The organism is Aeromonas caviae (assembly GCF_000819785.1).
Taxonomy (GTDB): domain Bacteria; phylum Pseudomonadota; class Gammaproteobacteria; order Enterobacterales; family Aeromonadaceae; genus Aeromonas; species Aeromonas caviae.
Genome location: NZ_CDBK01000104.1, coordinates 1 through 22,630 on the forward strand (window position 1 = coordinate 1; position 22,630 = coordinate 22,630).

Below are 22,630 nucleotides of genomic sequence, written 5' to 3' on the forward strand. Positions count from 1 at the left end.
CCCCTTTGCTGGCAGCCCCTTTGCCCGCCCCGCCCTTGCCTGCGGGGCTCTTCTTCTCGAAGGCCTCGGGACCCGGCACATTGGGTCGCCCGCCAATCTCGTGATCGTCGCTGCGCCGCGGCTTCTTGCCCTGGGCCGGGGTGCCAGCCGCAGCCGCCTTGGGCTTGGCAACCTGACCCCCCTTGGCCGGTTTGGCCTCGGAGGAGGAGTCCTCAATGAGCTTGAACAGCTCGATCAGCTCGTCGTCGGTGAGATCGCGCCACTCCCCCACCGGCAGCCCCTTGAGGCTGACGTTCATGATGCGGATGCGCTCGAGCTTGGTCACCTCGAAGCCGAAGTGTTCGCACATGCGGCGGATCTGGCGGTTGAGCCCCTGCACTAGCGTGATGCGAAACACGAAGGGGGCCTCTCGTTTCACCTTGCACTTCTTGGTGACGGTGCCGAGGATGGGCACCCCGGCCGCCATGCCCCGGACGAACTCGTCGGTCACCGGCTTGTCCACGGTCACCAGGTACTCTTTCTCGTGATCGTTGCCCGCCCGCAGGATCTTGTTCACCAGATCCCCGTGGTTGGTGAGAAAGATGAGCCCCTGGGAGTCCTTGTCGAGGCGCCCTATGGGGAAGATGCGGGTGCTGTGGTTGACGAAGTCGACGATGTTGTCCTTCTCCCCCGCCTCCGTGGTGCTGACGATGCCCACCGGCTTGTTGAGGGCGATGAAGACCAGGCTGTCGGCTTCGCGCGGCTCGATCACCTGACCGTTGACCTTGACCAGATCCCCGGCAAACACCTGATCCCCCACCCCGGCCCGCTTGCCGTTGATGAAGACGTTGCCCTGCTCGATGAAACGATCGGCCTCACGACGGGAGCAGATGCCGCTCTCGCTGATGTATTTGTTCAGGCGCATGGATTCATCGGCCAGCATGGGTCACCTCCCGGGTCGGATGGGCCTTGAGAATGGCAGGCTGGATCAGCCGCGCTGTGGTCGGGTTCGTCTGCATACAACTCCATGAAATAAGGGCCTGCGCCCTGCATGTTCGGCAAAAAACGCCGCTACAGTAGCACATTGCACGCGCCCGCGCCCGGCCCCGTCGCACCCTGGCCGCTGGCTCACAGGGGGTGCTGCCCCTGATGCAGCAGCAGGCCCCCATTATCCAGCGTGCGGTGACGCCGCGGCCCTGATAGGGCTGCACCGCACACTCCCCGCCTCTTTTCATTTCATGGTGCTCACTTCATGGGCCTGGCCCCCACCGCCGAAGATAGGGTGCGACCTTTGGCAGATAGCCAGATGATCTAACGCTTGATATTTATCCAGCAAAAATGCATAAAAAGATTTTGGTCATCGCGAATTATCTGCTCTGACCCGCCGACGACGGGAAATGACACCCCCATCGGGGCGCAACAACGGGCCCCTTGAGCCCCGCGAACCCTGAAGACGGGCATGATCCCCTCTCTGGCAGGACGCCACTTTCATCATTCACGACAGGAGTTAAAGATGAGTCATTCCCTCTCCCAGGAGGCCTTCCTGGCCCAGGTCGCCAGCCGCAACCCTCACCAGCCCGAGTTCATCCAGGCCGTGAGCGAAGTGATCGCCTCCATCTGGCCCTATGTGGAGCGCCACCCCCGCTACCTGCAACACGGCCTGCTGGAGCGATTGGTGGAGCCCGAGCGCCTGGTGCAGTTTCGGGTGAGCTGGGTGGATGACCAGGGTCGGGTGCAGGTGAACCGCGGCTACCGGGTGCAGCACAGCTCCGCCATCGGCCCCTTCAAGGGCGGCATGCGCTTCCACCCCTCGGTGGATCTCTCGGTGCTGAAATTCCTCGCCTTCGAGCAGACCTTCAAGAACGCCCTCACCACCCTGCCCATGGGCGGCGGCAAAGGGGGCAGCGATTTCGATCCCAAGGGCAAGAGCGAAGGAGAAGTGATGCGCTTCTGCCAGGCCCTGATGCTGGAGCTCTATCGCCACCTGGGGGCCAACACCGACGTGCCGGCGGGCGACATCGGGGTGGGCGGGCGCGAGGTGAGCTACATGGCGGGCATGATGAAGAAGCTCACCAACAGCGCCGAGTGCGTCTTCACCGGCAAGGGACTCTCCTTTGGCGGCAGCCTCATTCGTCCGGAAGCCACCGGCTACGGCCTGCTCTACTTTGTCGACGCCATGCTGGCCCATCGCGGCCAGTCCCTCGATGGCCTGCGGGTCTCGGTGTCGGGCTCGGGCAACGTGGCCCAGTACGCCATCGAGAAGGCGATGGCCCTCGGCGCCCGCGTCATCACCGCCTCCGACTCCGGCGGCACCGTCTATGATCCGGACGGCTTCACCCCCGAGAAGCTGGCCCGCCTGATGGCGCTTAAAAACGAGCAGCGCAAGCGGGTCGCCGATTACGCCCATGAACTCGGGCTCGAGTTCTTCAGCGGCCGTACCCCCTGGCACCTGGCGACCGACGTCGCCCTCCCCTGCGCCACCCAGAACGAGCTGGATGCCGAAGATGCGGTGCAGCTTATTGCCAACGGCGTGCAGTTGGTGGCCGAGGGGGCCAACATGCCCTCCAGCGCCGCCGCCATCCGTCTCTTCCACGAAGCAAAGGTGCTGTTCGCCCCGGGCAAGGCGGCCAACGCCGGCGGGGTTGCCACCTCGGGCCTCGAGATGAGCCAGAATGCCCAGCGCCTCTCCTGGACCCGGGAGGAGGTGGACGCCCGCCTCAAGGGGATCATGACCAGTATCCATGCCACCTGTGTCCGTTACGGTCAGGATGATGGTCATGTGAACTACGAAAGCGGCGCCAATATTGCCGGCTTCGTCAAGGTGGCTGACGCCATGCTGGCGCAAGGGGTCTGCTGAGCGCCCTGGCCCGGGGCTTCCCCCTCAACACAACGGCAGCCCTCGGGCTGCCGTTGTGTTTGGTGCCTGGTTCGATTTCACACTCGCTTCACCCAGGCATGAAAGTCTCCCATCCGTTCCATCTCGCTGACGAGGATGACAAGATGACGATGAAAATAGGTGCCCTGCTGATCCTGGCCGGGCTCGGCTGCTTTGTGGCCTTCAACCTGCTGGGCTCCACCCTCGATGCCCAGGGCTTCCTGCACGAGCCCTTTGCCCTGCTGCCCCTGGGCTATCTGCTGCTCTTCACCGGCATGGTACCCACCGTGATCCCTCTGCTGCGCAAGGGGCGCTCCAGGGAACAATGACACAAACCGCAAGGTACCAGGAGCTCAGCAATAACGGCTGATCTCGATAAGGTTCCGATCCGGGTCCAGACAATAGACCGATTCGATGGGGCCACAGGCACCGCTTTTCATCACAGGCCCCTCCACTATCTCGACCCCCTGGCTCGCCAGCTGGGCCATCACCTGATCCAGGGGCCAGCGGGTGATGAGGCAGAGATCCCCCGACCCCACCTGCGCCCGGTTGCGCGCCTCCTCCCCCAGCAACTGCAAATTGATCTTCTGGTTGCCAAAACGCAGGGCCCGGCGGCCTGCCCCGAAGGTGATGGGCTCCATCTTGAAGGCGCCGCTGTAAAACGCCACCGCCCGCTCAATGTCGCTGACCGTCAATACCAGATGGTCGATATGGCTGATCATGGTCTCTCCCTGTGGTGGTGATTGCCGCACTATCATAGCCAGTCCCCTTGGCAGAGACTGTGCCTTGGCCCGCAAAGCCTTTTATCCTGATGGCCCAACTGAAAGAGGCCATGAAGCCCCAACTACTGCTTGGCATCATCAATGTATTGATAATATGAGGGTTTATTAACCTTCCTACTGAATTGCGGCTTCGATTGAGTTAACCTTCTTGCAATGAAATACAACTCGGACGAGTCGGCTTTGCGCAACACATGGACAGAAGAAGAGTTAAGGGCGACGGTGACCGCCTATCTGGAGATGTACAAGAAGGAGTTGGAAGGCACTACCTTTGTCAAAAAGCACTATTACGCAGAGTTAGCGGCTCGATTCCAACGGTCCGATAAGTCGTTTGAATATCGGATGCAAAATATCTCTTACGTCTGCGTCTTGATGGGCAGAGCCTGGGTCTCTGGGCTAAAACCGGCCAAGAATGTAGGGGCGCAGAATGCGTCTATTATTGAACGCCTGATCTGTGAGTTAGACGGACAACCGTTTAGCGGACAAGCAGAATTCGAACATCAGGTCATCCAATACAAGGAGAAACCCATCTCTCCTCATCCCCCAGGTATAGAAGAGCCATCCCTGCGCTACCTGACCACAACAAGTTATGTGAGGGATCCCCAGGTCAAAGCCTGGGTGCTGGTGGCCGCAGCCGCGAAATGTGAGGGTTGTGATGCACAAGCCCCCTTTACCACGGCAACCGGAGAACCTTTTCTCGAGGTGCATCACCTGCGCACCTTGGCTGACGGAGGCTCGGATACCATCAACAATACGGTGGCGCTCTGCCCTAACTGCCATCGCGAGCTTCACTATGGCGCCAATCAGGTAGAGAAACGCGATGCACTCTATCGAAAGCTACCCAGGCTGAAGAGAGAATAATCCCCAGCCCTCAAAGCGCCCCCCCCATTGCGGGCCGCCTTCGTGTGGTCAGCAGGCAATCCGCTCTATGCGACCGCCACTGAGTTTGAAGAAGGCATCCTGAGGCAGCTCCTGAAGCCAGGTGGTGGTGTAGTCCAGATCCACATAGGCGCCGCGCAGCATGGCGCCAAAGAGACCGTGAGAAACCACGATGGCCTGCTCGGCAATCTGCTCGTCCTCAAGCCATTGCCGGGCCCGGCCTTGAATGCTCTCAAAGCTCTCGCCATGGGGGGCCCGCAGATACCAGTCCGGCTCCTCCAGATCCAGCTCGGGGTGGGCCGCCAGCAGCTCGGGCACCCGGCGACTCTCCCACTCCCCCATCCCCAGCTCCACCAGCCGCTCGTCCCAGATGATGCGCTCCTGGTCCAAGCCAAGCTGCTGACACACCCGCTCCGCCGTCTGCCGTGCCCGGCCGAGGGGGCTGGCGTAGATCGTCCAGTCGGTGGGCTCGGCCAGGAGCTTGGCCAGACGGGCCCCCATGGCGAGGGCCTGGGCTTCGCCCCTGGGGGTCAGCTCGGAGTTGCACCGCCCCTGCAACCGCAATTCGGCGTTGTAACGGGTCTGGCCATGGCGCAGCAAATAGAGGGTTCGAGACATAGTTTCTCCAGCAGAGTCAACGAGATAAGAAAACAGGGGGAAGATGATAACAGATGTACCGGGTCAACCAAGACCCGGAGGATGCAGGCTTGTGCTGACTCCTTGAGCGCATGGCCTGCGGCTATACGTGAAAGGGCAACAGGGGCTGCGCGCCTTTATCGCACAGGCGCCTTGTGCGCATACCACACGCCTTCGCCACGGGCCCGCCAGCGCCGTGGCAAGCGCCCCATGCCCCCTATCTTGTTGTTCAGACGGGATAAAATGGGGATGTGCCGGTTTATCGGTCACAAGATGGCGGCCAATGCCAGAAAAGACAGAGTTTTTGCTCTGATCCGGGGGCCATTTTGGTACGTATCTCTGGCTCACGACAGGGACGCCTGGTGTACAATCTGCCACCCGATTTCCCCTGACCCGGCCCAGGCTCAGGCCCTGATGTACCCCAGAGTAAATGAACGTGACCCCAACCCACCCCATGCTCGACAGTTATTACAGCCAGGATCTGGTGTTCTTCTCCATCCTGGTGGCGGTGCTCGCCTCCTACACGGCGCTGACCATGACAAGCCGGGTGAGCCAGAGTCGGGGACGGGCCGCCGTGCTCTGGCTCGCGGGGGGAGCCTTCGCCATGGGGCTCGGCATCTGGTCCATGCATTTTATCGGCATGCTCGCCTTCAACCTGCCCATCGCGCTGGGATACGATCTGACCCTCACCGGTCTCTCCCTGGTGGCGGCCATCGGCTCCTCGGCCTTTGCGCTCTGGCTGGTGAGTCGTCCCCAGCTCCCCTGGCACCAGATCCTGTTCGGGGCCGTGCTGATGGGGGCCGGCATTGCCACCATGCACTACATCGGCATGGCGGCCATGAAAATAGCGCCCGGCATCCACTACCTCCCTGGGCTCTTCATCCTCTCCATCCTCATCGCGATATTCGCCTCGGGTGCCGCACTCTGGATAGCGTTTCGCCTGCGCAACAGCTCGCCCCGCGCCTTCTTCAGCAAGGCCTTCGCCTCCCTGGTGATGGGGGCAGCCATCATCGGCATGCACTACACCGGCATGGCGGCGGCCCAGTTCCCCGCAGAGAGCCTGTGCGGGGCCCTCTACACCGGTCTCAATACCCAGTGGCTGGCAACCGTGGTCATCATAGTGACCCTGGCGGTGTTCGCCATCGCCTTCGTGCTCTCCATGCTGGATGCCCACGCCGCCAGGCTCTCCACCTCCCTGCATCAGGCCCACGACGAGCTGCTCAAGCTGGCGCTCCATGACAGCCTGACCCGGCTGCCGAACCGGCTGCTGTTTGCCGACCGCCTGGAGCAGCGCATCCAGGAGTGCCAGCACAGCCAGCGCAGCTTCTCCCTGCTGTTTCTCGATCTCGACGGCTTCAAGATCATCAACGATGCCCACGGCCACCACACCGGGGATCTGCTGCTGGCCGAGGTGGCCCAGCGCATCACCGGCCTGCTCGGTGCCAGCGATACCGCCTCGCGCTTTGGCGGGGACGAGTTCGTGCTGGCCCTGGCGCCGGGGGATGTGAGCCAGACCACGGCCTTCGCCGAGCGGCTGCTGGCCACCCTGGCCCAGCCCTATGAGTGGGAGCACCACAGCCTGCACATCACCGCCAGCATCGGCATTGCCGTCTATCCCCAGGATGGCACCAGCCTGCACGAGCTGACCCTCAACGCCGATGCCGCCATGTATTACGCCAAGGAGCAGGGGCGCAACGACTACTACTACTTCGACAGCGCCATGAACGCCAACGCCCACCAGCAGTTCCTGCTGCACAAGGAGCTGCAACACGCCCTGGAGCGGGGGGAGCTGGCCCTGCACTACCAGCCCAAATACTGTGCCCGCAGCGGCCAGGTGGTCGGCGCCGAGGCCCTGCTGCGCTGGCAGCACCCGGAGCATGGTGCCGTCTCGCCGGCCAGCTTCCTGCCGCTGGCGGAGAAGAGCAGGCTCATCATCCCCATCGGCAACTGGGTCATCGACGAGGCGTGCCGCCAGATGAGCGCCTGGCGGGCGGCGGGTCATCACGACTGGAGCGTGGCGGTCAATCTCTCCACCATCCAGCTCGCCAGCCCCGGGCTGCTGGAGGAGGTGCAGGGCGCCCTCGCCCGCCATCGGCTCGAGGCCCGTCACCTGACCCTGGAGATCACCGAATCCACCGCCATGCAGAAGGCCGAGGAGAGCCTCGCCATCCTCAACCGTCTGGCCGAGCTTGGCCTTGGCATCTCCATCGACGACTTCGGCACCGGCTACTCCAGCCTGCTCTACCTCAAGCGCTTCCCCGCCAACGAGCTCAAGATTGACCGGGGCTTTGTCACCACCCTGGAGCGGGGGGGCGACGATGCCACCATCATCGCCGCCATCATCGCCCTGGGTCAGGCCCTGGAGATGCGCATCGTGGCAGAGGGGGTGGAAACCCCGGAGCAGCGCGACCTGCTGACCGAGCTGGGCTGCGACACCTTGCAGGGCTATCTGCTCGGGCGCCCCATGACCGGGGAGCAACTGCTCGTCCACTGCGCTCCCGAGACTCCCCAACGGGTGCTGGAAGGTGTGCTTGCCTGACAAACAGGTGAGACGCAGCGCCAGGGTCATCACCAGCCCGATTGCGTCCCTTCACGACTCAAGGTAGTCTGCTGCAAGACTCGAATGCTACTTTATCTTGCCGGGCGCATCGAGCGCCCCATGGCAGATCACCCGTTCAGAGGAGCCACATCCATGGCCAGATACCAGTTCTTCAGCGTCCCCGCCTCCCACCGTCAGCAATATACCTATGTCGACATGGCCTCCCCCACCTTCCTCACGGAGAAGGAGGCGCTGCTGACGCAAGGGTTCGAGGTGGAAGAAGATTTCATCGACGCGGCCACTCCCCGCGAGGCGGTGGAGAAGTACAGATCCGGTTTTCTCTACGTGGCGGACGAGATAGGCAAGTCAGACGAGGCCTATGCGGCGGCAACGGCCTTGCTGGAGATGGGCAAGAAGATCCTCGGCCGCAAGGCGGGCTGAGCAAGGCGGGCCGCCGGGACGATACCCCCGATGACCCGCAGGCAGTCAGCGTTGGGGGTGCTGGCGGAGCATCGCCACCAGCTCCTCTTCACTGCCGGGTTCATGGGCAAGCTGCAGGCTGGGGGCGGCGCCCCCCATCAGCATATAAACGTGAGTGCTGCAGTGATCGTAGTGATACCACTTACCGTCGATACAGACGTCGGTATAGCATCTCGGGTCCCTCTTGAGTTCCATACGCACATCCTTATGTGTCATTCACCAACATCACCCTTGACCGTAAAATAAGCGGCCCGAGTCCCCCTTGACCTGGATCAAGGGAGGTGGCGGGCAGAAGCGGGCAGTGGCCGGATCTGGCCGGGGCCGGATGCCCCCAGCCCGGGTGACCGAGCCCGCCAACCGGCCCCAGCCAGGCAACAGCGCAACAAAAACGGCGCCCGAAGGCGCCGTTTTTCATGTCCGTCATTTGACCGACGAGGAACAAGCCGCTGGCTTATTCGTCTTCCAGGTAGGCGTAGCCTTGCAGACCCAGCTCCAGCTCGTCGAGCAGGGCCTTGCGGGTCTCGTCGTCCAGCGCCGGGTGAGAGACGATGCGCTGGTAGTTCTCGCGGATGACGGACGGGTCGATGTTGACGTAACGCAGCAGCTGGTCGACGGTGTCGCCACGCACCACGTTGCGGATGTCCATCTTGCCTTCTTCATCCAGCCACACTTCCGCGCAGTGGGTGTCACCGAACAGGTTGTGCAGATCCCCCAGGATCTCCTGATAGGCACCCACCAGGAAGAAGCCTACATGGCACTCTTCGTGCTCACCGTAGACCGGCATCGGCAGGGTGCTTTCCACCCCCAGACCGTCGACGTAGTGCTCCACCTGACCGTCGGAGTCACAGGTGATGTCCATCAGGATGCCGCGGCGGGTGAGCGGACGATCAAGACCGGCCAGTGGCATCACCGGGAACACCTGACCGATACCCCAGGCATCCGGCAGGGACTGGAACAGGGAGAAGTTGGCAAAGCACTTGTCCGCCAGTTTCTCGGAGAGCTCGTCGGCCAGGGCGCGGTGGTTGCGGTTGACCGGGTTGAGCAGCTCCTTGAGCGCCAGACAGGTGTTCTGGTGCAGCATCTCGGCCCAGGCACGTTGCTCCAGGTTCAAGAGGCCCATGGTGTACTGGGCGTTGACGTCACCGAGATCCGCCACGGAGTCGTGGAAGATCTCCAGCAGGGAGGGATCTTCCCCGCGCAGGTCCAGCCAGCCTTTCCACATGTTCTGCAAGATGGTGGGCGCGTCTTCGTCCGGGGCGCTGATGTCGTTCACCTCCACCCCTTCGGCACCAATGATGTTGGTGACCAGCACGGCGTGGTGCGCAGTCAGGGCACGGCCGGACTCGCTGATGATGGTCGGGTGCGGCAGGTCGAACTCGCGGCACACATCGCCGATGCCCCAGACCACGTTGTTGGCGTACTCGGAGAGGCTGTAGTTCGCGGAGCAGTGGCTCTGGGAACGGGTGCCCTCGTAGTCCACACCCAGGCCGCCGCCCACGTCCACCACCTCGACCTTGGCGCCAAGACGGCACAGCTCGGCGTAGAAGCGGCCGCACTCGCGGATGCCGCCCTGGATGTCGCGGATGTTGGCGATCTGGGAGCCCAGGTGGAAGTGCAGCAGTTGCAGGCAGTCCAGCTTGCCGAGGCTGCGCAGACGCTCCACCAGCGCCAGGATCTGGGAGGCGGAGAGACCGAACTTGGACATGGAACCGCCGCTCGATTCCCACATGCCGGAGCCGGTGGACGCCAGACGGGCGCGCACCCCGATGTTGGGCTTGATGTTGAGACGAGCGGACTCGTCGAGCACCATTTCCAGCTCGGAGGGCTTCTCCACCACGATGTAGACCTTGTGGCCCATCAGGTTGCCCAGGAGGGCGTGGCGGATGTATTCGCGGTCCTTGTAACCGTTGCAGACGATCACGGACCCTTGCTCATGATGATGGGACAGCACGGCCAGCAACTCGGGCTTGGAGCCCGCTTCCAGCCCAAGCCTCGGCTTGTCGCTGTAGGACTGACTGATGGTCTCGATGACGCGGCGCTGCTGGTTTACCTTGATCGGGTAAACGCACAGGTAATCCCCTTCATAGCCTGACTTTTCGATGGCCTGACCGAAGGCGTTGAACAGCGCATCAACCCGGCTCTTGAGGATGTCGGGGAAACGCAGCAACACCGGCGTGGTCAGCCCGGACTGGCGCAGTTGCTCGATGGCCTCGGACAGCACGATCTGAGCCTCGGGGCGAGACTTGTCGGGAGAGACGGTCACATGACCGGCGTCATTGATATTGAAAAAACCCGCACCCCAGTAGGGAACGTTGTAGACCTTCAAGGAGTCCTTGCTGGACCAGTTAGTCATGGGCTATGCCTCGCAAATGAGCGGCCGTGGGCCGCCTTCGTTACCCTCAATCACATCCAGACCATTGATTGCAAAATGCGGCAAGCCAGAGCGGCCTGCTGACGTTGGACCCGCAACGGAGCATGCTCCGCCACATCCTGTTCATTGCACATCGCGGCAAGCCAAGGCTGCCTGGTGGATCTTGGGAAGTAACGAGTCTTGATGTGGGGCTGGTGGCTTTACATCAAGCTCAACGGTATGCGGTAACACCTTGCCGGCGTACCGCGGTACTTTGATGACAATCGGCATCAGCCACGCCGTTTGTTCATCATTCGGCAGCCATCCCGACGGACAGGAGAGGGTTTCAAGGAAGAGAAGGGAAGACGTCAGCACGCATCGTGTTGATGGACGACAACCACTACGACCCGCTCAACGCCAGTGACCGCCCATGACAAGGGAGATGATGAGCCCGAAGCCCACTCGGTCAGCTGAAAGATGAGAGTCCGTTGTTCTCCCTGATACCGGAGCCTAACCGGTATTAAAGAAACCATTCCCCAGCAGTGTCTGTCGTTTCTGCGTGCCTCGCCCTATAGGCGTCATGATCCTGCGGGTCTGGCGGACACGGCCTGCGCAGGGTTGCCCTCGGATCGGCGCGGAGTGTACACACTTACCGCAGCCAGTGACAATAAAAAATCGTGTTAAAAAACGGGTTTTCATCGGGGGGCAAAATCTCGCTGCCAGCAAGGCGGGCTCTGGGATGGCGGGGGATGAGAGTGCGTGGGCGAGGCGATGAAAATAACCAACACGTCACGCTTTTTGGGTCACCCCTTGCCAGCGCTGGGCCGAGGGGAAATTCAGCTTTTTCGCAATTGCTTAACCAGTTTTTATTTTGGAATTTTTATGCAAACTGCCGCGCTATGATCCCTGCCCCTCCCCTTCGATAGCCCTCCTCTCTCCCACAAAATCATCAAAAACTGCGCTGACGCAATAAGCGGCGCCGCCGTCTTGGCCACAATGACTCCTCTTTCGTGACCCGAGGCTTGCCCATGAACACCCTGCTTTCGCGCTTTCTCCACTACCTCACCTTTCATACCCGCTCCGATGCGACCAATCCTGCCTGCCCCAGCAGCGAGGGACAGCGCCTCTTCGCCCGGGCCCTGTGCGACGAAATGACGCAGATGGGGCTAAGCCAGGTCACCCTGGACGAGCATGGCTACCTCACCGCCTGCCTGCCGGGCAACCAGCCAGATGCCCCCGCCATCGGGCTCATCGCCCACATGGACACCGCCGATTACGAGGCCGAGTGCGTCGTTCCCCAGATAGTCGAGAACTATCAGGGGGGCGATATCTGCCTTGGCAAGGGGGACGAGGTGCTGGCCATCCGCCAGTACCGCTTCCTGAAAAACTACCTGGGGCAGGATCTCATCACCACCGACGGCACCACCCTGCTGGGGGCCGACGACAAGGCGGGCATCGCCGAGATCCTCACCGCAGTGGAATACCTGCAGGCTCACCCCGAGATCCCCCGTGGCGATGTCTGGGTCGGCTTTACCCCGGACGAGGAGATAGGGCGCGGTGCCGACCGCTTCCCGCTGGAGCGCTTCCCGGCCAAGTGGGCCTACACGGTGGATGGCGGCGAGCTCGGCGAGCTCGAATGCGAGAACTTCAACGCCGCCAGCGCCACGGTGCGCATCACAGGCAACAACGTCCACCCCGGCACCGCCAAGGGCAGCATGATCAACAGCCAGACCCTGGCCGCCCGCTTCCATACCGCCATGCCCGCCGAACAGACCCCGGAGTGCACCCAGGGGTATGAGGGCTTCTTCCACCTGGCCCGGATGGAGGGCACGGTGGAGGAGACCACCCTGCACTACCTCATCCGCGACTTCGACGATGACTGCTTCGCCGCCCGCAAGGCCCAGCTCAAGGAGCGGGTCGCCTCCCTGCAACTGGACGCACCCAAGGCGCGCATCACCCTGGAAATAGTGGACAACTACCGCAACATGCGCAGCCAGATAGCGCCCCATCCCCACATCGTCGAGCTGGCCAAAGCCGCCATGGAGGCCGCCGACGTGGTGCCCAAGATCAAACCCATTCGCGGCGGCACCGACGGCGCCCGGCTCTCCTTCATGGGGCTGCCCTGCCCGAACCTGTTCACCGGCGGCCACAACTTCCACGGCAAGCACGAGTTCATCCCCCTGCAATCCATGGAAAAAGCGGTCGCCACCCTGGTGGCGCTGGTGCGCCTCACCTCTGCCTGGCGGGCAGAGTAAGGGGGCAAGGACGGGGCTCGCCCCGTCATCAAACCGTCACCCAACCGACACACGAAAGGCACGCAGGGGCGTCAAGCTGGGGCAAAGTTCAGCGGAGCCTTGCCCATGTTCGACGTCGATACCCTGTTGGGGCAGCACCTGCCCCACCTCGCCAGCCAGCCCCTCCTCCGTCCCCTGATGAGGCAGGGGCTGCGCTGGTTGCTGCACGAAGAGGCCTTCACCCGCTTTGCCGCGCGCCATCCCCACCTGCGCGGTCTGGACTTCGTCGAGCAGGCCCTCACCGAGCTCCACTTCGACTACCGGGTGAGCGAGGCCGAGCTCGAGCACATTCCCGCCAGCGGCCGGGTCATTCTTGTCGCCAACCACCCCATCGGCTCCCTGGACGGGCTGGCCCTGCTGCGCCTCATCGGGCGCATCCGCCCCGACGTCAAGATAGTGGCCAACCAGGTGCTGGCCCAGCTCGCACCGCTGCGCCCTTTGCTATTGCCGGTGGACAACCTGGGGGGCAAGACCGACAGGCAGGCCATCCTCGCCATGAACGAACACCTCGCCGCCGACGGGGCCCTGGTTATCTTCCCCGCAGGCGAGGTCTCCCGCCTCGGCCCCAAGGGGGTGAAGGATGGCCCCTGGCAGGCCGGCTTCATCAAGCTGGCCCAGCGCAGCCGAACGCCCCTGGTGCCCATTCATCTGGGAGGGCGCAACAGCCTCTGGTTCTATCTCGCCTCCTGGCTCAACAAGCCCGCCTCCGCCCTGCTGCTGGTACGCCAGCTGTTTCGCCAGCAGGGGCAGACGCTGCCGGTGACCATAGGGGCGCGCATTCCCCTCGCCAGTTTTCAGGAGCTGCCGGCCAAGACGGCGGCCAGGCTGGTGCGCGGCCACCTCTACCGAATCGCTCGGGGCAAGGCGGGACGGTTGCAGACCGAGGCCCCCATCGCCCTGCCGGAGGATCGCCGCCTGCTGAAACAGGCCATCGACGGGTGCGAGCTGCTCGGCCAGACCCCGGACGGCCAGCGCATCCTGCTCTATCGCCGCCACGAGCAGAGCCACTCGGTGATCCTGCGTGAGCTGGGGCGCCTGCGGGAGATCGCCTTTCGGGCGGTGGGGGAAGGCTCGGGCAAGCGGCGGGATCTCGATGCCTTCGACGATGACTATCACCACCTCATCCTCTGGGATCCCGCCCGCCTCGACATCATCGGCGCCTACCGTTTCGCCCCGGTGGCCGAACGGCTGGCCAGCAAGGGGCTGGATGGCCTCTACAGCCACACCCTGTTCGGCTTCGAAGAGAAGCTGCTGCCCCGGCTGGAACAGGCCATCGAGCTTGGCCGCAGCTTCATCCAGCCCGCCTACTGGGGCAAGCGGGGGCTCGATTACCTCTGGTTCGGCATCGGGGCCTATCTGGCCCGCTATCCCCAATACCGCTACCTGTTCGGGCCCGTCACCCTCTCCGGCAGCCTGCCGCCGGCGGCCAAGGATCTGCTGGTGAGCTTCTATCGCCAGCACTTCGCCCCCGCCCTTGCCCTCGCCCCTTCCCGCCGCCCCTATCCCGCCACGCCGACGCTGTTCGAGGGGCGCGATTACGGGGACGACCTCAAGGTGCTCAAGGCCGGGCTCGACAACCTGGGCTGCGCCATTCCCACCCTCTACAAGCAGTACGCCGAGCTGTGCGAGCCGGGGGGCGTGCAGTTCATGGACTTTGGCATCGACCCGGACTTCAACCACTGCATCGACGGCCTGGTGTGGGTGGACGTGAGCCGCATCAAGCCCCACAAGCGGGCCCGCTATATCGGCCTCCCCGCCGGGGAAGCGCTGGCCACCTCTGGCGACCGTTGACCGGGCGCTGCAACGAAAGAGGGAGGCCTGCGCCTCCCTCTTTCACATCATGGGTGATGCCGCCTACTCGGCTGCGGGTTTGCGATCCGCATGGCCGAGATCCCGCTCCGGGGCGATGACATCCCGCACCCGCTGCTTGATCTCCTTGGCCTCGGGGAAGCCCTCGTCGGCCACCCTGTCCCACACCAGCACCCCGTCCACCAGGATGCGAAACTCCCCCTTGCTGGCGGGCACCAGGGCCACCTCGCCCAGTTCGCCGTCGAAGGTGGAGAGCAGCTCCTGGGCGAGCCAGGCGGCCCGCAGCATCCAGCGGCAGAGGGTGCAGTAACGGATTTCGATGCGCGGTTTCGCGAGGGGCAAATGGGTGTCTGTCATGGGGTGACTCCGTGAAAATCGGTCAACCAGTGGCGAGCGATGCGCTGCATGGTGGCCTGGGGCAATTCGTGAAGGCCCGGGGTGGATGCCTGATGGGCCAGTTGGTGCACCCCTTCGATGATCTCCGCCAGCACCAGGTAGACATATTCGCCGATGACGGCGCCGTGGACGAAGTTGACCGCCTCCCCCCGGTTGAGCAAAAAGATGGTGCTGCCGTCCGGCCGGGTCAGGGCCAGCACATGGGGACACACCTCCTCGCTCGGCCAGGGCAGCTGGGCGAGGCTGAAGGCGAATTCGTCGTCGGCGGAGGTGACCGAGGCCAGCATGGCGCCGGGGCGCAGGGCCTGCAGATCGGTGATGTCGAGGGAGCCGTTGCCGGTGGAGCAGATCACCAGCTCGGCGCGGCCCAGGGCTTCGGCCTTGTTCACCAGCTTGAAGCCGTGGGAGAGCGCCTCCACCTGGCGCAGGGCATCCGTCTCCACCAGCTCCAGATGCAGGTTGCGACAGCGCAGTTCCCGGGCGATGCTGCGCCCCACCTTGCCATAGCCGAACAGGGCGGCCTGGCAGACGTTGAAGGTACGCCTCAGGGTACGCGCGAGGGACTCCGCGGAGTAGACCACGCTCAGGCCGATCTGGATATCTTCCGCCTGCTTGAGGGGGCTGCGGGCCACCGAGATGACGGGGGCCGCCAGGGACTCCTGCTCATACCGCTGATGGCCGTTCTCGGTCATCTCCACCACCCCGATGAAGCGGGCGCCAAAGTGCTCGGCCAGTACAGCCTGGCTCTTGGCGAAGTAGCCGCCGATGTCGAGGATGATGAGCCGCTCGTGGGACATCACCAGGGGGGCAATCTGGGCGATCACCTCACCGGGATCCGAGGTCCAGTGGCGATTGAGGGGCAGCACGGGGTAGTGCTGCTGAGCCCAGGTCAGGGTCGGTCCATGCACGGACTTGGGTTTGGGCAGGATGGCACCGACCCGGCCCACCCGATCGAGCACCTGGATGAAGTCGGGTCTGTCGGGAAGCAGGTGGGTCACCAGCAGGATGCAGAGATCCCCAAGACATCCCTGTTCGGTGAAATGGCGAAAAAACAGATGCTCAGATCCCTGACTGTGCAACTGTGGCCTCCTTAGCGTGCCGCGGGAAAGCAGGCAAACAGAACCCGGCATAGCCGGGTTCTGTGTGTATCCAGATAATTGAAAATCCTTTTTATCCGAAAGCACCATGGGTCTCAATCTTTATCTGTCCAGACTTTGACAAGCCCATCAATTTCTAAGGTAATAGCCTGTTTTTCATGCAGAAATCAGTAAAGTGACGCCTCTGGCCATACCCACCACAGACTCACTCCGGCACCGACGGCCGCCACCAGGATCAAGACCCCCCAGCGAGAGAGTCCCGGGCGCCCGTGCAGGGCACGTTCCAGCAGCGGCAACAGCCAGACCGGCAGCAGCACCAGCAGGGGCACTTCCACGTACTGCCAGGCGAGCATCTGCACGAAGGCGAGTGCCAGCCCCAGGGCGGCCGGGGTCACCTTGACCCCTGCAAAGGCGCCGAGCAGGGCACGGAATCCTGCAAACGCGGCCAAGGCCCCCGTCAGCTGGGCGATGAGCAGGCTGCCATCGATGCCGATGACCAGCGCCAGCCAGATGAAGGCCAGGGTGAAGCCGAGCCCCTCCTCGCTGTCACCGCGCCAGCTCGTCCAGCCAGACCAGAGGATGGCGGGCAGCAGGGCCAGCCAGATCCCGGGCTCGCTCGCCAGCACGGAGGCCAGCCCCTGCCACCACACCAGGGCGCCCAGCACCCCGAACAGCGCGAGGGCGACCCCCTTGCTGGTACCCTGGGTCAGGGCGGGCACCAGCAGGGTCAGCGGCAGCCACTGCCACGCCTTGACCGGCAGGCCATAGGCACCGCCCAGCAGGCAGCCCACCAGCCAGATCCCCAGGGCGCCCCACAGATAGCCCAGCCGCGGCCAGCGCCACGACAGCAAAGCGGCCCCTAAAGGAGCCGCCAGGGTTTGAAGCAGGAGTGCTGCGCCCATTACTTGCGCACGCCTTCAACGAACAGGTTGATGGTCATCTCGTCAGGGATGTTCGGCACCATGTAGTTCACGCCGAACTCGCTGCGCTTGATGGTGGTGGTGGCGTTGAAGCCGCTGCGGTAGCCGCCCCAGGGATCCTTGCCTTCGCCGATGTGGACCAGGTCGAAGGCCACGTCCTTGGAGACGCCGTGCAGAGTCAGGGTGCCCTTGAGTACGCCTTTGTCCTTGGTGCCTTCATAGCCGGTGCTGACGAAGGTCATCTTGGGGTACTGCTTCACGTCCAGGAAGTCGGGGCTGCGCAGGTGCTTGTCGCGGGCCTCGTGGTTGGAGTCCACGCTGGCGGCATCGATTTCGAAGCTGGCCTTGGCCGCCGCCGGGTTGGCGTCGTCCATGCTGAAGGTGCCACTGAAGGTGTTGAACCGGCCGACCAGTTCGGAGAAGCCGAGGTGGCCCACCTTGAACTGGACTGTGGTGTGCGCTGCATCGACATCGTAATCGGCAGCCATCAGGGGAGCCGCCATAAACAGGCAGGAGGCCAGCAGGGCCTTGGTCATTTTCATTCCGATCGTTCCTTCATTGGGGGTTCACAACGGTGAACAAAATGCTAACCTCCTATCGAGAATAGATAATCATCGATTTATTAAAATAATTATCAACCGAGAGTGGAATATGGATCAGATAGCCGCCATGCGCACCTTCATCAAGGTGGTGGAGTGCCAGAGCTTCACCAAGGCCGCCCATCAGCTCGGGATCTCGGTCGCCATGACCTCCAAGCTGATGCAGCAGCTCGAGGAGTCCCTCTCCACCCGGCTGTTGTCGCGCACCACCCGCCAGGTCAATCCCACCGAGGCGGGCCAGTTCTACTACCAGCGCTCCCTGGCCCTGCTGGCGGAGCTGGAAGAGACCCACAGCCAGCTCACCCACAACAACCAGCAGCCCCAGGGCACCCTCAAGCTCTCGGTGCCCATGGATTTCGGCTACCTGCACCTCTCCCCCGCCCTGCCCCTGTTTCGCGAGCGCTACCCGGACTTGAAGCTCGAGATTGAGTACAGCGACCGGCGGGTGGCCCTGGTGGAGGAGGGGTTCGATCTGGCCCTGCGCATCGGCAACCTGCCGGACTCCTCCCTGGTGGCCAAGCCGCTCGCCATGATGAAGATGGTGGTGTGCGCCAGCCCCGACTACCTGGCCCGCCGGGGCAGGCCGAAGACCCCGGAGGATCTCAAGCAGCACGACTGCCTCATCTACACCCTGACCCAGCCGGACTGGGTCTTCAAACGGGATGGGGAGGAGCACAGCATCCGCCCCCAGGGGCCCCTTCGCGCCAACAACGGGGTGGCCCTGACCCGGGCCGCCTGCGACCACCAGGGCATCATCTTGCAGCCCACCTTCATCGTGGGGGATGCGCTGCGCTCGGGGGCGCTGGTCCCCTTGTTGCTGGAGTGGGAGAAGGGGCAGGTGGGGCTCTATGCCCTCTATCCGCACCGCCGTTTCGTGTCGGCCAAGGTGCGCTGCTTCATCGAATTCGTGCAGGAGCGCTATCTGGCGCCCCACTACTGGGACAGGGAGACCTGAGCCCGGGCTCAGGGGGTGGGCATCAGCTCGGCCACCAGCAGGTGATCCTGCTGGCTCATCTGCCAGCGTGGCAGACGCTGGCGCAAGGCGGCGAGCTCGGCCTCCCCCAGCGCATAGGGCAGGGTAACGTGCAGGCAGTGGCAATCCAGCATGGCCGCCAACTGCATCATCAGGGCGAGGTTCGCCTCGTCGCTCTTGTGCTTGTTGATGCGCTTGCCGAGCTCGTGGCGAAAGTGGGTCTCGGGATCCTGGGTCATCGCCTGCCAGCCGTAGCCAAAGAGCGGGATGAAGGCGCTGACGATGCCAAGGGCGGTGAGGGGCCGTTTGGGCGGGTGATAGAGGACGTTGAGATCCAGCAGGATGGGGCTTTGATGGGGCTCACGACTGCCGGATAAAATAGTATTGCTCATTGGATTACCCTGTTGATTCCTCTAGACTTCGCCGCATATTTGACCTGACATGCCAACGAGGTGCTGATGCTAAGCGATATCGAGATCTCCCGCCAGTCCCCCCGCCTGCCCATCGCCGAGGTGGCAGCACAGCTCGGCATAGCGGCCGCCCATCTCCACCCCCACGGCCATTACAAGGGCAAACTCGACCTCGCGCTGCTCCATCACGCCCCCACCCGCGAGCCCGGCAAGCTGGTGCTGGTGAGCGCCATCACGCCCACCCCCCTTGGGGAGGGCAAGACGGTCACCACGATCGGCCTCTCCATGGGGCTCAACCACATCGGCCAGCCCAGCATCGCCACCATTCGCCAGCCGAGCCTCGGCCCCGTCTTCGGGGTCAAGGGGGGCGCCGCCGGGGGCGGCATGGCCCAGGTGGTGCCGATGGAGGAGATGAACCTGCACCTCACCGGGGATTTTCACGCCCTCACCGCCGCCCACAACCTGGCCTCTGCCGCCCTGGATGCCCGCCTGTTCCATGAACGCAAACTCGGTGACCAGTTCAGCGCCAGAACCGGTCTGGCGCGGCTCGACATCGACCCGGCCAACATCCTCTGGCCCCGCACCCTGGACATGAACGACCGGGCGCTTCGCCACCTCACCCTCGGCCAGGGCGGCGCTGCCGATGGTGTCGAGCGCCCCGATCGCTTCGTCATCACCGCCGCCTCCGAGCTGATGGCCATTCTGGCCCTGGCCAGGGATCTCAAGGACTTGCGCGCGCGTATCGGCCGCATCCAGCTCGCCCTCGACCAGCGCGGCCAACCCGTGACCGCCGAGCAGCTGGAAGTGGCGGGGGCCATGACGGTGCTGCTCAAAGACGCCCTCAAGCCCACCCTGATGCAGACCACGGAGCAGACCCCTGTGCTGGTCCACGCCGGCCCCTTTGCCAACATCGCCCACGGCAACTCCTCCGTCATCGCCGATCGCATGGCGCTGGGTCTTGCCGACTATGTGGTGACCGAGGCGGGTTTTGGCTCCGACATGGGGCTGGAGAAGTTCTTCAACATCAAGTATCGCCAGTCCGGCCTCGCCCCCGCCTGCGTGGTGCTGGTGGCCACGGTGCGCGGCCTCAAGGCCAACAGCGGCCTGCTCGACATCCGGCCGGGCCAGCCGCTGCCGGCCAGCCTGCAAGGGGAAGATCTGCCCACCCTGACAGCGGGGTGCGCCAACCTCGCCTGGCATATTCACAACGCCCGCCGTTACGGGGTGCCCGTGGTGGTCGCCATCAACCGCTTCCCCACCGACAGCGACTCCGAGCTGGCCCTGCTGGAGGCGGCGGCGCGCCAGGCCGGTGCTTGTGGCGTCGCCCTCTCCCGGGCCTTCACTGACGGTGGCGCGGGTGCGGCGGATCTGGCTCACGCCGTGGTGGCGGCCTGCAAGCAGCCCAGTGAGGTCAGGCTGCTCTACCCCGATGAGATGAGCCTTGCCGCCAAGCTCGCCACCCTGGTGGAGTGCGGCTATGGCGGCCGGGGTGTCACCCTCTCGGACAAGGCGCGCCAGCAACTGGCCAGACTCTCGGCAGAGGGTCAGGATCACCTGCCCGTCTGCATGGCCAAGACGCCGCTCTCCATCAGCCATGACCCGGCCAGGAAGGGCGTACCGACGGACTTCGAGGTGCCCATCGAGGAGGTGAAACTCTGCGCGGGGGCAGGCTTTGTCTATGCCCTGGCAGGCCCCATCATGACCATGCCGGGCCTGGGCAGCCTGCCGGCCTATCGCCATATCGACATCAACGATGACGGCAACATTGTCGGCCTGAGCTGACGCGCAGGCTGGCAGCCTGTCCTCCCTGAACACCATATGGACATCGACGATGACGGGGAGATTGTCGGCCTGAGCTGACGGCGCCCAGGTCCAGCCAGAAACAACAAGGCCCCGCCGATTGGCGGGGCCTTCTGCGCTGTGCCGGGTGGCAGCAAGACTCAGAGGGTGAAACGCTGGGTCATATGGTGCAGGGTATTGGCCAGCTTGCTCAGCTCGACACAGGCCTGGGCGGTCTGCTGCGCCCCCTGGGCATTCTCGTCGGCGGCGGTGTGGATCTTGACGATGCTGCGATTGAGCTCCTCGGTGACCGCGTTCTGCTGCTCGGTGGCGGTGGCGATCAGGGTGTTCATGTCGGTGATCTGGGTGACGGCACCGTTGATGCTGTCGATGCTGCTCCCCGCCTCCCGCGCCAGCTCCACGCTCTCCTGCATCTGCTGACGGCTCAGTTGCATGGCGCTGCCCGCCTCGGCGGTGCGCTCCTGCAACACCTCGATCATCTTGCTGATCTCGGCGGTGGACGCCTGGGTGCGCTGGGCCAGACTGCGCACCTCGTCCGCCACCACCGCAAAGCCACGGCCCTGCTCGCCGGCCCGGGCCGCTTCGATGGCCGCATTCAGTGCCAGCAGGTTGGTCTGCTCGGCGATGCCGCGGATCACGTCCAGCACCATGCTGATGCTGGCGCTGTCGGTCTCCAGTTGCTGCACCACGCTCCCGGCCTGCTCTATCTGGCGGGAGACCTGCTCTATGCTGCCGATGGCGCTGCGCACCACCTGGTTGCCCTGGGTGGAGGTGCGGGAAGCCTGCTTGGCCGCCCCCATGGCGTCCGTGGTGTTGCGAGCCACCTCATTGACGGTGGACTGCATCTCGTTCATGGCGGTGGCGACCTGAGAGACCTCTCCCTGCTGGCTTGCCATGCCTTTGGCGGACTGCTCGGAGATGGCGCTCACCTCCTCTACCGCGCTGCTGAGCTGGCTCACCGAGCCGGAGATTTCGCTCACCAGCTCTGCCAGTGCCCCCTGCATCCGGTCGATGGCCGACCCCAGCTGACCCAGCTCGTCGCGGTTGAAGCGGTTGCCGCGGACCCACTCCTGCAGCTCGCCCCGGCCGAGATCGCCGCTCGCGATGCGCTGGGCCTGACGGGCCAGCATGATGAGCGGGTCGCGGATCTGGCGGGTCAGCACCACCGAGAGGGCGACAACCAGGGCCAGGCCTATCACCAGGGCCAGGGTCACGCTCAGTTTGGCGCTGTCAAAGGCGTCCACCACCTCGGCACGGGAGCCCACGGAGTAGCCGTGGTTGATGCGGATAAGCTCACCCACCGACTTGGTCAGATTGGTATAGAGGGTGACCCCCTCCCCCATGAAGAGGTGCTGGGCTTCGGCCATCTGTCCCGAGTCCTGCATCTGCCGGATGCGCTGGTGCAGGGCGATGTACCTGTCCCAGTCCGCCTTGACGATGTCAAAGGCGCGGCGCTCCTCCCGATCCTCCGCCCAGATGGTGCCATCGTGGGCCACTATCTGGCGCGCAGCCTCTTGCAGGCTCTTCTCGCTCTCGTTGCGATAGCGGGCCTTCTGCTGGGCATCGTCCGCCACCAGGAAGACATCCAGCTCGTAGCGGCGCAGGGCATTGATGGTCTCGCCGAGGGTGCTGGTGCGCACGACGGCGGGCAGGATACTGTCGGTAAAGCCGATGGCGGCGCGGTTCATCTTGCTGAATTCAAACAGCGAGAAGCCGCCGATAAAGGCCATCATCAGGCCGAGTACGGCAAAGCCGGCGGTAAGTTTTTTGCCTATCGTCATGGTGTTCATGGCATGTCCTGCATGGGGGAAAACA

At 63.8% G+C, this 22,630-nt stretch carries 20 protein-coding genes; 9 read left to right on the forward strand and 11 right to left on the reverse strand.

Annotation, left to right across the window (positions count from 1 at the left end):
* A partial coding sequence (gene rluF / locus BN1120_RS18350) for a 23S rRNA pseudouridine(2604) synthase RluF (RefSeq protein WP_042017436.1) occupies positions 1-922 on the reverse strand: 922 nt, incomplete at its 3' end.
* Positions 923-1,492: 570 nt separating this feature from the next.
* Here rluF and gdhA point away from each other — a divergent pair.
* Together gdhA and BN1120_RS18360 are read left to right on the forward strand one after the other, a co-directional pair.
* A complete protein-coding gene (gdhA, locus tag BN1120_RS18355) occupies positions 1,493-2,836 on the forward strand; it encodes an NADP-specific glutamate dehydrogenase (protein WP_010674195.1) in 1,344 nt (447 codons plus the stop codon).
* Positions 2,837-2,979: 143 nt separating this feature from the next.
* Positions 2,980-3,183 (forward strand): DUF3955 domain-containing protein, encoded by a 204-nt coding sequence (locus BN1120_RS18360; RefSeq protein WP_042017438.1) that lies wholly within the window; start codon positions 2,980-2,982, stop codon positions 3,181-3,183.
* A 24-nt stretch (positions 3,184-3,207) separates the two neighbouring features.
* On the opposite strand, the gene BN1120_RS18365 is transcribed toward BN1120_RS18360, so the two are convergent.
* Positions 3,208-3,576, reverse strand: coding sequence for a VOC family protein (locus BN1120_RS18365; protein ID WP_042017439.1), 369 nt, complete (start codon positions 3,574-3,576; stop codon positions 3,208-3,210).
* A gap of 213 nt (positions 3,577-3,789) precedes the next feature.
* Between BN1120_RS18365 and BN1120_RS18370 the strand changes: the two genes are divergently transcribed.
* Entirely contained in the window at positions 3,790-4,494 is a 705-nt protein-coding gene (locus BN1120_RS18370) for an HNH endonuclease (RefSeq protein ID WP_042017441.1), read from the forward strand.
* 48 nt (positions 4,495-4,542) lie between these two features.
* Here BN1120_RS18370 and BN1120_RS18375 read toward each other — a convergent pair whose 3' ends face one another.
* A complete protein-coding gene (locus tag BN1120_RS18375) occupies positions 4,543-5,130 on the reverse strand; it encodes a histidine phosphatase family protein (RefSeq protein ID WP_042017442.1) in 588 nt (195 codons plus the stop codon).
* 448 nt (positions 5,131-5,578) lie between these two features.
* Here BN1120_RS18375 and BN1120_RS18380 point away from each other — a divergent pair, with 448 nt between their 5' ends.
* Together BN1120_RS18380 and BN1120_RS18385 are read left to right on the forward strand one after the other, a co-directional pair.
* On the forward strand, positions 5,579-7,687 hold the full coding sequence (locus BN1120_RS18380) for a putative bifunctional diguanylate cyclase/phosphodiesterase (protein ID WP_231959388.1): 2,109 nt from the start codon (positions 5,579-5,581) through the stop codon (positions 7,685-7,687).
* A gap of 153 nt (positions 7,688-7,840) precedes the next feature.
* Positions 7,841-8,128 carry a hypothetical protein gene (locus tag BN1120_RS18385; RefSeq protein ID WP_039038863.1) on the forward strand — a complete coding sequence of 96 codons (288 nt, stop codon included), beginning with the start codon at positions 7,841-7,843 and terminating at the stop codon, positions 8,126-8,128.
* Positions 8,129-8,173: 45 nt separating this feature from the next.
* Here BN1120_RS18385 and BN1120_RS18390 read toward each other — a convergent pair whose 3' ends face one another.
* Together BN1120_RS18390 and speA are read right to left on the reverse strand one after the other, a co-directional pair.
* Complete coding sequence (locus BN1120_RS18390) at positions 8,174-8,362, reverse strand: hypothetical protein (RefSeq protein WP_042017445.1); 189 nt, start codon at positions 8,360-8,362, stop codon at positions 8,174-8,176.
* A gap of 256 nt (positions 8,363-8,618) precedes the next feature.
* Positions 8,619-10,520, reverse strand: coding sequence for a biosynthetic arginine decarboxylase (gene speA / locus BN1120_RS18395; protein ID WP_029314286.1), 1,902 nt, complete (start codon positions 10,518-10,520; stop codon positions 8,619-8,621).
* A gap of 1,025 nt (positions 10,521-11,545) precedes the next feature.
* Here speA and pepT point away from each other — a divergent pair.
* Both pepT and olsF read left to right on the forward strand, forming a co-directional pair.
* Positions 11,546-12,772 carry a peptidase T gene (gene pepT, locus BN1120_RS18400; protein WP_042017446.1) on the forward strand — a complete coding sequence of 409 codons (1,227 nt, stop codon included), beginning with the start codon at positions 11,546-11,548 and terminating at the stop codon, positions 12,770-12,772.
* Between the two features lie 105 nt (positions 12,773-12,877).
* Positions 12,878-14,602, forward strand: coding sequence for a bifunctional ornithine lipid synthase OlsF (olsF, locus tag BN1120_RS18405; protein WP_039038860.1), 1,725 nt, complete (start codon positions 12,878-12,880; stop codon positions 14,600-14,602).
* A 63-nt stretch (positions 14,603-14,665) separates the two neighbouring features.
* Here olsF and BN1120_RS18410 read toward each other — a convergent pair whose 3' ends face one another.
* The 4 genes from BN1120_RS18410 to BN1120_RS18425 all read right to left on the reverse strand — a co-directional run bounded on the left by BN1120_RS18410 (position 14,666) and on the right by BN1120_RS18425 (position 17,575).
* Positions 14,666-14,977, reverse strand: coding sequence for an Rdx family protein (locus tag BN1120_RS18410; protein WP_010674179.1), 312 nt, complete (start codon positions 14,975-14,977; stop codon positions 14,666-14,668).
* Positions 14,974-16,095, reverse strand: coding sequence for an adenosylhomocysteinase (locus BN1120_RS18415; protein ID WP_042017448.1), 1,122 nt, complete (start codon positions 16,093-16,095; stop codon positions 14,974-14,976). The genes BN1120_RS18410 and BN1120_RS18415 overlap by 4 nt, the downstream gene beginning before the upstream one ends.
* A gap of 185 nt (positions 16,096-16,280) precedes the next feature.
* Positions 16,281-17,015, reverse strand: coding sequence for a hypothetical protein (locus tag BN1120_RS18420; protein ID WP_042017450.1), 735 nt, complete (start codon positions 17,013-17,015; stop codon positions 16,281-16,283).
* Positions 17,015-17,575: a YceI family protein gene (locus BN1120_RS18425; protein ID WP_010674176.1), complete on the reverse strand. Its 561-nt coding sequence runs from the start codon at positions 17,573-17,575 to the stop codon at positions 17,015-17,017. The genes BN1120_RS18420 and BN1120_RS18425 overlap by 1 nt, the downstream gene beginning before the upstream one ends.
* Before the next feature lie 109 nt (positions 17,576-17,684).
* On the opposite strand from BN1120_RS18425, the gene BN1120_RS18430 reads away from it, so the two are divergent.
* The gene (locus BN1120_RS18430) at positions 17,685-18,587 is read left to right on the forward strand and encodes a LysR family transcriptional regulator (RefSeq protein ID WP_039038856.1); all 903 of its coding nucleotides are present in this window, start codon (positions 17,685-17,687) and stop codon (positions 18,585-18,587) included.
* A gap of 8 nt (positions 18,588-18,595) precedes the next feature.
* Here the strand turns inward: BN1120_RS18430 and BN1120_RS18435 are convergent, their stop codons facing one another.
* Positions 18,596-18,997, reverse strand: a complete 402-nt coding sequence (locus BN1120_RS18435) for a hypothetical protein (protein WP_042017451.1) — start codon at positions 18,995-18,997, stop codon at positions 18,596-18,598.
* A 66-nt stretch (positions 18,998-19,063) separates the two neighbouring features.
* On the opposite strand from BN1120_RS18435, the gene BN1120_RS18440 reads away from it, so the two are divergent.
* On the forward strand, positions 19,064-20,797 hold the full coding sequence (locus BN1120_RS18440) for a formate--tetrahydrofolate ligase (RefSeq protein WP_042017453.1): 1,734 nt from the start codon (positions 19,064-19,066) through the stop codon (positions 20,795-20,797).
* Between the two features lie 158 nt (positions 20,798-20,955).
* Here the strand turns inward: BN1120_RS18440 and BN1120_RS18445 are convergent, their stop codons facing one another.
* Entirely contained in the window at positions 20,956-22,605 is a 1,650-nt protein-coding gene (locus tag BN1120_RS18445) for a methyl-accepting chemotaxis protein (protein ID WP_042017454.1), read from the reverse strand.
* Between the last annotated feature and the right edge of the window lie 25 nt (positions 22,606-22,630).

What these genes read in the sequence shown, in the direction of transcription:
- gdhA (WP_010674195.1), top strand. Translation starts at nt 1,493, where the DNA reads ATGAGTCATTCCCTCTCCCAGGAGGCCTTCCTGGCCCAGGTCGCCAGC.
- BN1120_RS18360 (WP_042017438.1), top strand. Translation starts at nt 2,980, where the DNA reads ATGACGATGAAAATAGGTGCCCTGCTGATCCTGGCCGGGCTCGGCTGC.
- BN1120_RS18365 (WP_042017439.1), bottom strand. Translation starts at nt 3,576, where the DNA reads ATGATCAGCCATATCGACCATCTGGTATTGACGGTCAGCGACATTGAG.
- BN1120_RS18370 (WP_042017441.1), top strand. Translation starts at nt 3,790, where the DNA reads ATGAAATACAACTCGGACGAGTCGGCTTTGCGCAACACATGGACAGAA.
- BN1120_RS18375 (WP_042017442.1), bottom strand. Translation starts at nt 5,130, where the DNA reads ATGTCTCGAACCCTCTATTTGCTGCGCCATGGCCAGACCCGTTACAAC.
- BN1120_RS18380 (WP_231959388.1), top strand. Translation starts at nt 5,579, where the DNA reads ATGAACGTGACCCCAACCCACCCCATGCTCGACAGTTATTACAGCCAG.
- BN1120_RS18385 (WP_039038863.1), top strand. Translation starts at nt 7,841, where the DNA reads ATGGCCAGATACCAGTTCTTCAGCGTCCCCGCCTCCCACCGTCAGCAA.
- BN1120_RS18390 (WP_042017445.1), bottom strand. Translation starts at nt 8,362, where the DNA reads ATGGAACTCAAGAGGGACCCGAGATGCTATACCGACGTCTGTATCGAC.
- speA (WP_029314286.1), bottom strand. Translation starts at nt 10,520, where the DNA reads ATGACTAACTGGTCCAGCAAGGACTCCTTGAAGGTCTACAACGTTCCC.
- pepT (WP_042017446.1), top strand. Translation starts at nt 11,546, where the DNA reads ATGAACACCCTGCTTTCGCGCTTTCTCCACTACCTCACCTTTCATACC.
- olsF (WP_039038860.1), top strand. Translation starts at nt 12,878, where the DNA reads ATGTTCGACGTCGATACCCTGTTGGGGCAGCACCTGCCCCACCTCGCC.
- BN1120_RS18410 (WP_010674179.1), bottom strand. Translation starts at nt 14,977, where the DNA reads ATGACAGACACCCATTTGCCCCTCGCGAAACCGCGCATCGAAATCCGT.
- BN1120_RS18420 (WP_042017450.1), bottom strand. Translation starts at nt 17,015, where the DNA reads ATGGGCGCAGCACTCCTGCTTCAAACCCTGGCGGCTCCTTTAGGGGCC.
- BN1120_RS18425 (WP_010674176.1), bottom strand. Translation starts at nt 17,575, where the DNA reads ATGAAAATGACCAAGGCCCTGCTGGCCTCCTGCCTGTTTATGGCGGCT.
- BN1120_RS18430 (WP_039038856.1), top strand. Translation starts at nt 17,685, where the DNA reads ATGGATCAGATAGCCGCCATGCGCACCTTCATCAAGGTGGTGGAGTGC.
- BN1120_RS18435 (WP_042017451.1), bottom strand. Translation starts at nt 18,997, where the DNA reads ATGAGCAATACTATTTTATCCGGCAGTCGTGAGCCCCATCAAAGCCCC.
- BN1120_RS18440 (WP_042017453.1), top strand. Translation starts at nt 19,064, where the DNA reads ATGCTAAGCGATATCGAGATCTCCCGCCAGTCCCCCCGCCTGCCCATC.
- BN1120_RS18445 (WP_042017454.1), bottom strand. Translation starts at nt 22,605, where the DNA reads ATGAACACCATGACGATAGGCAAAAAACTTACCGCCGGCTTTGCCGTA.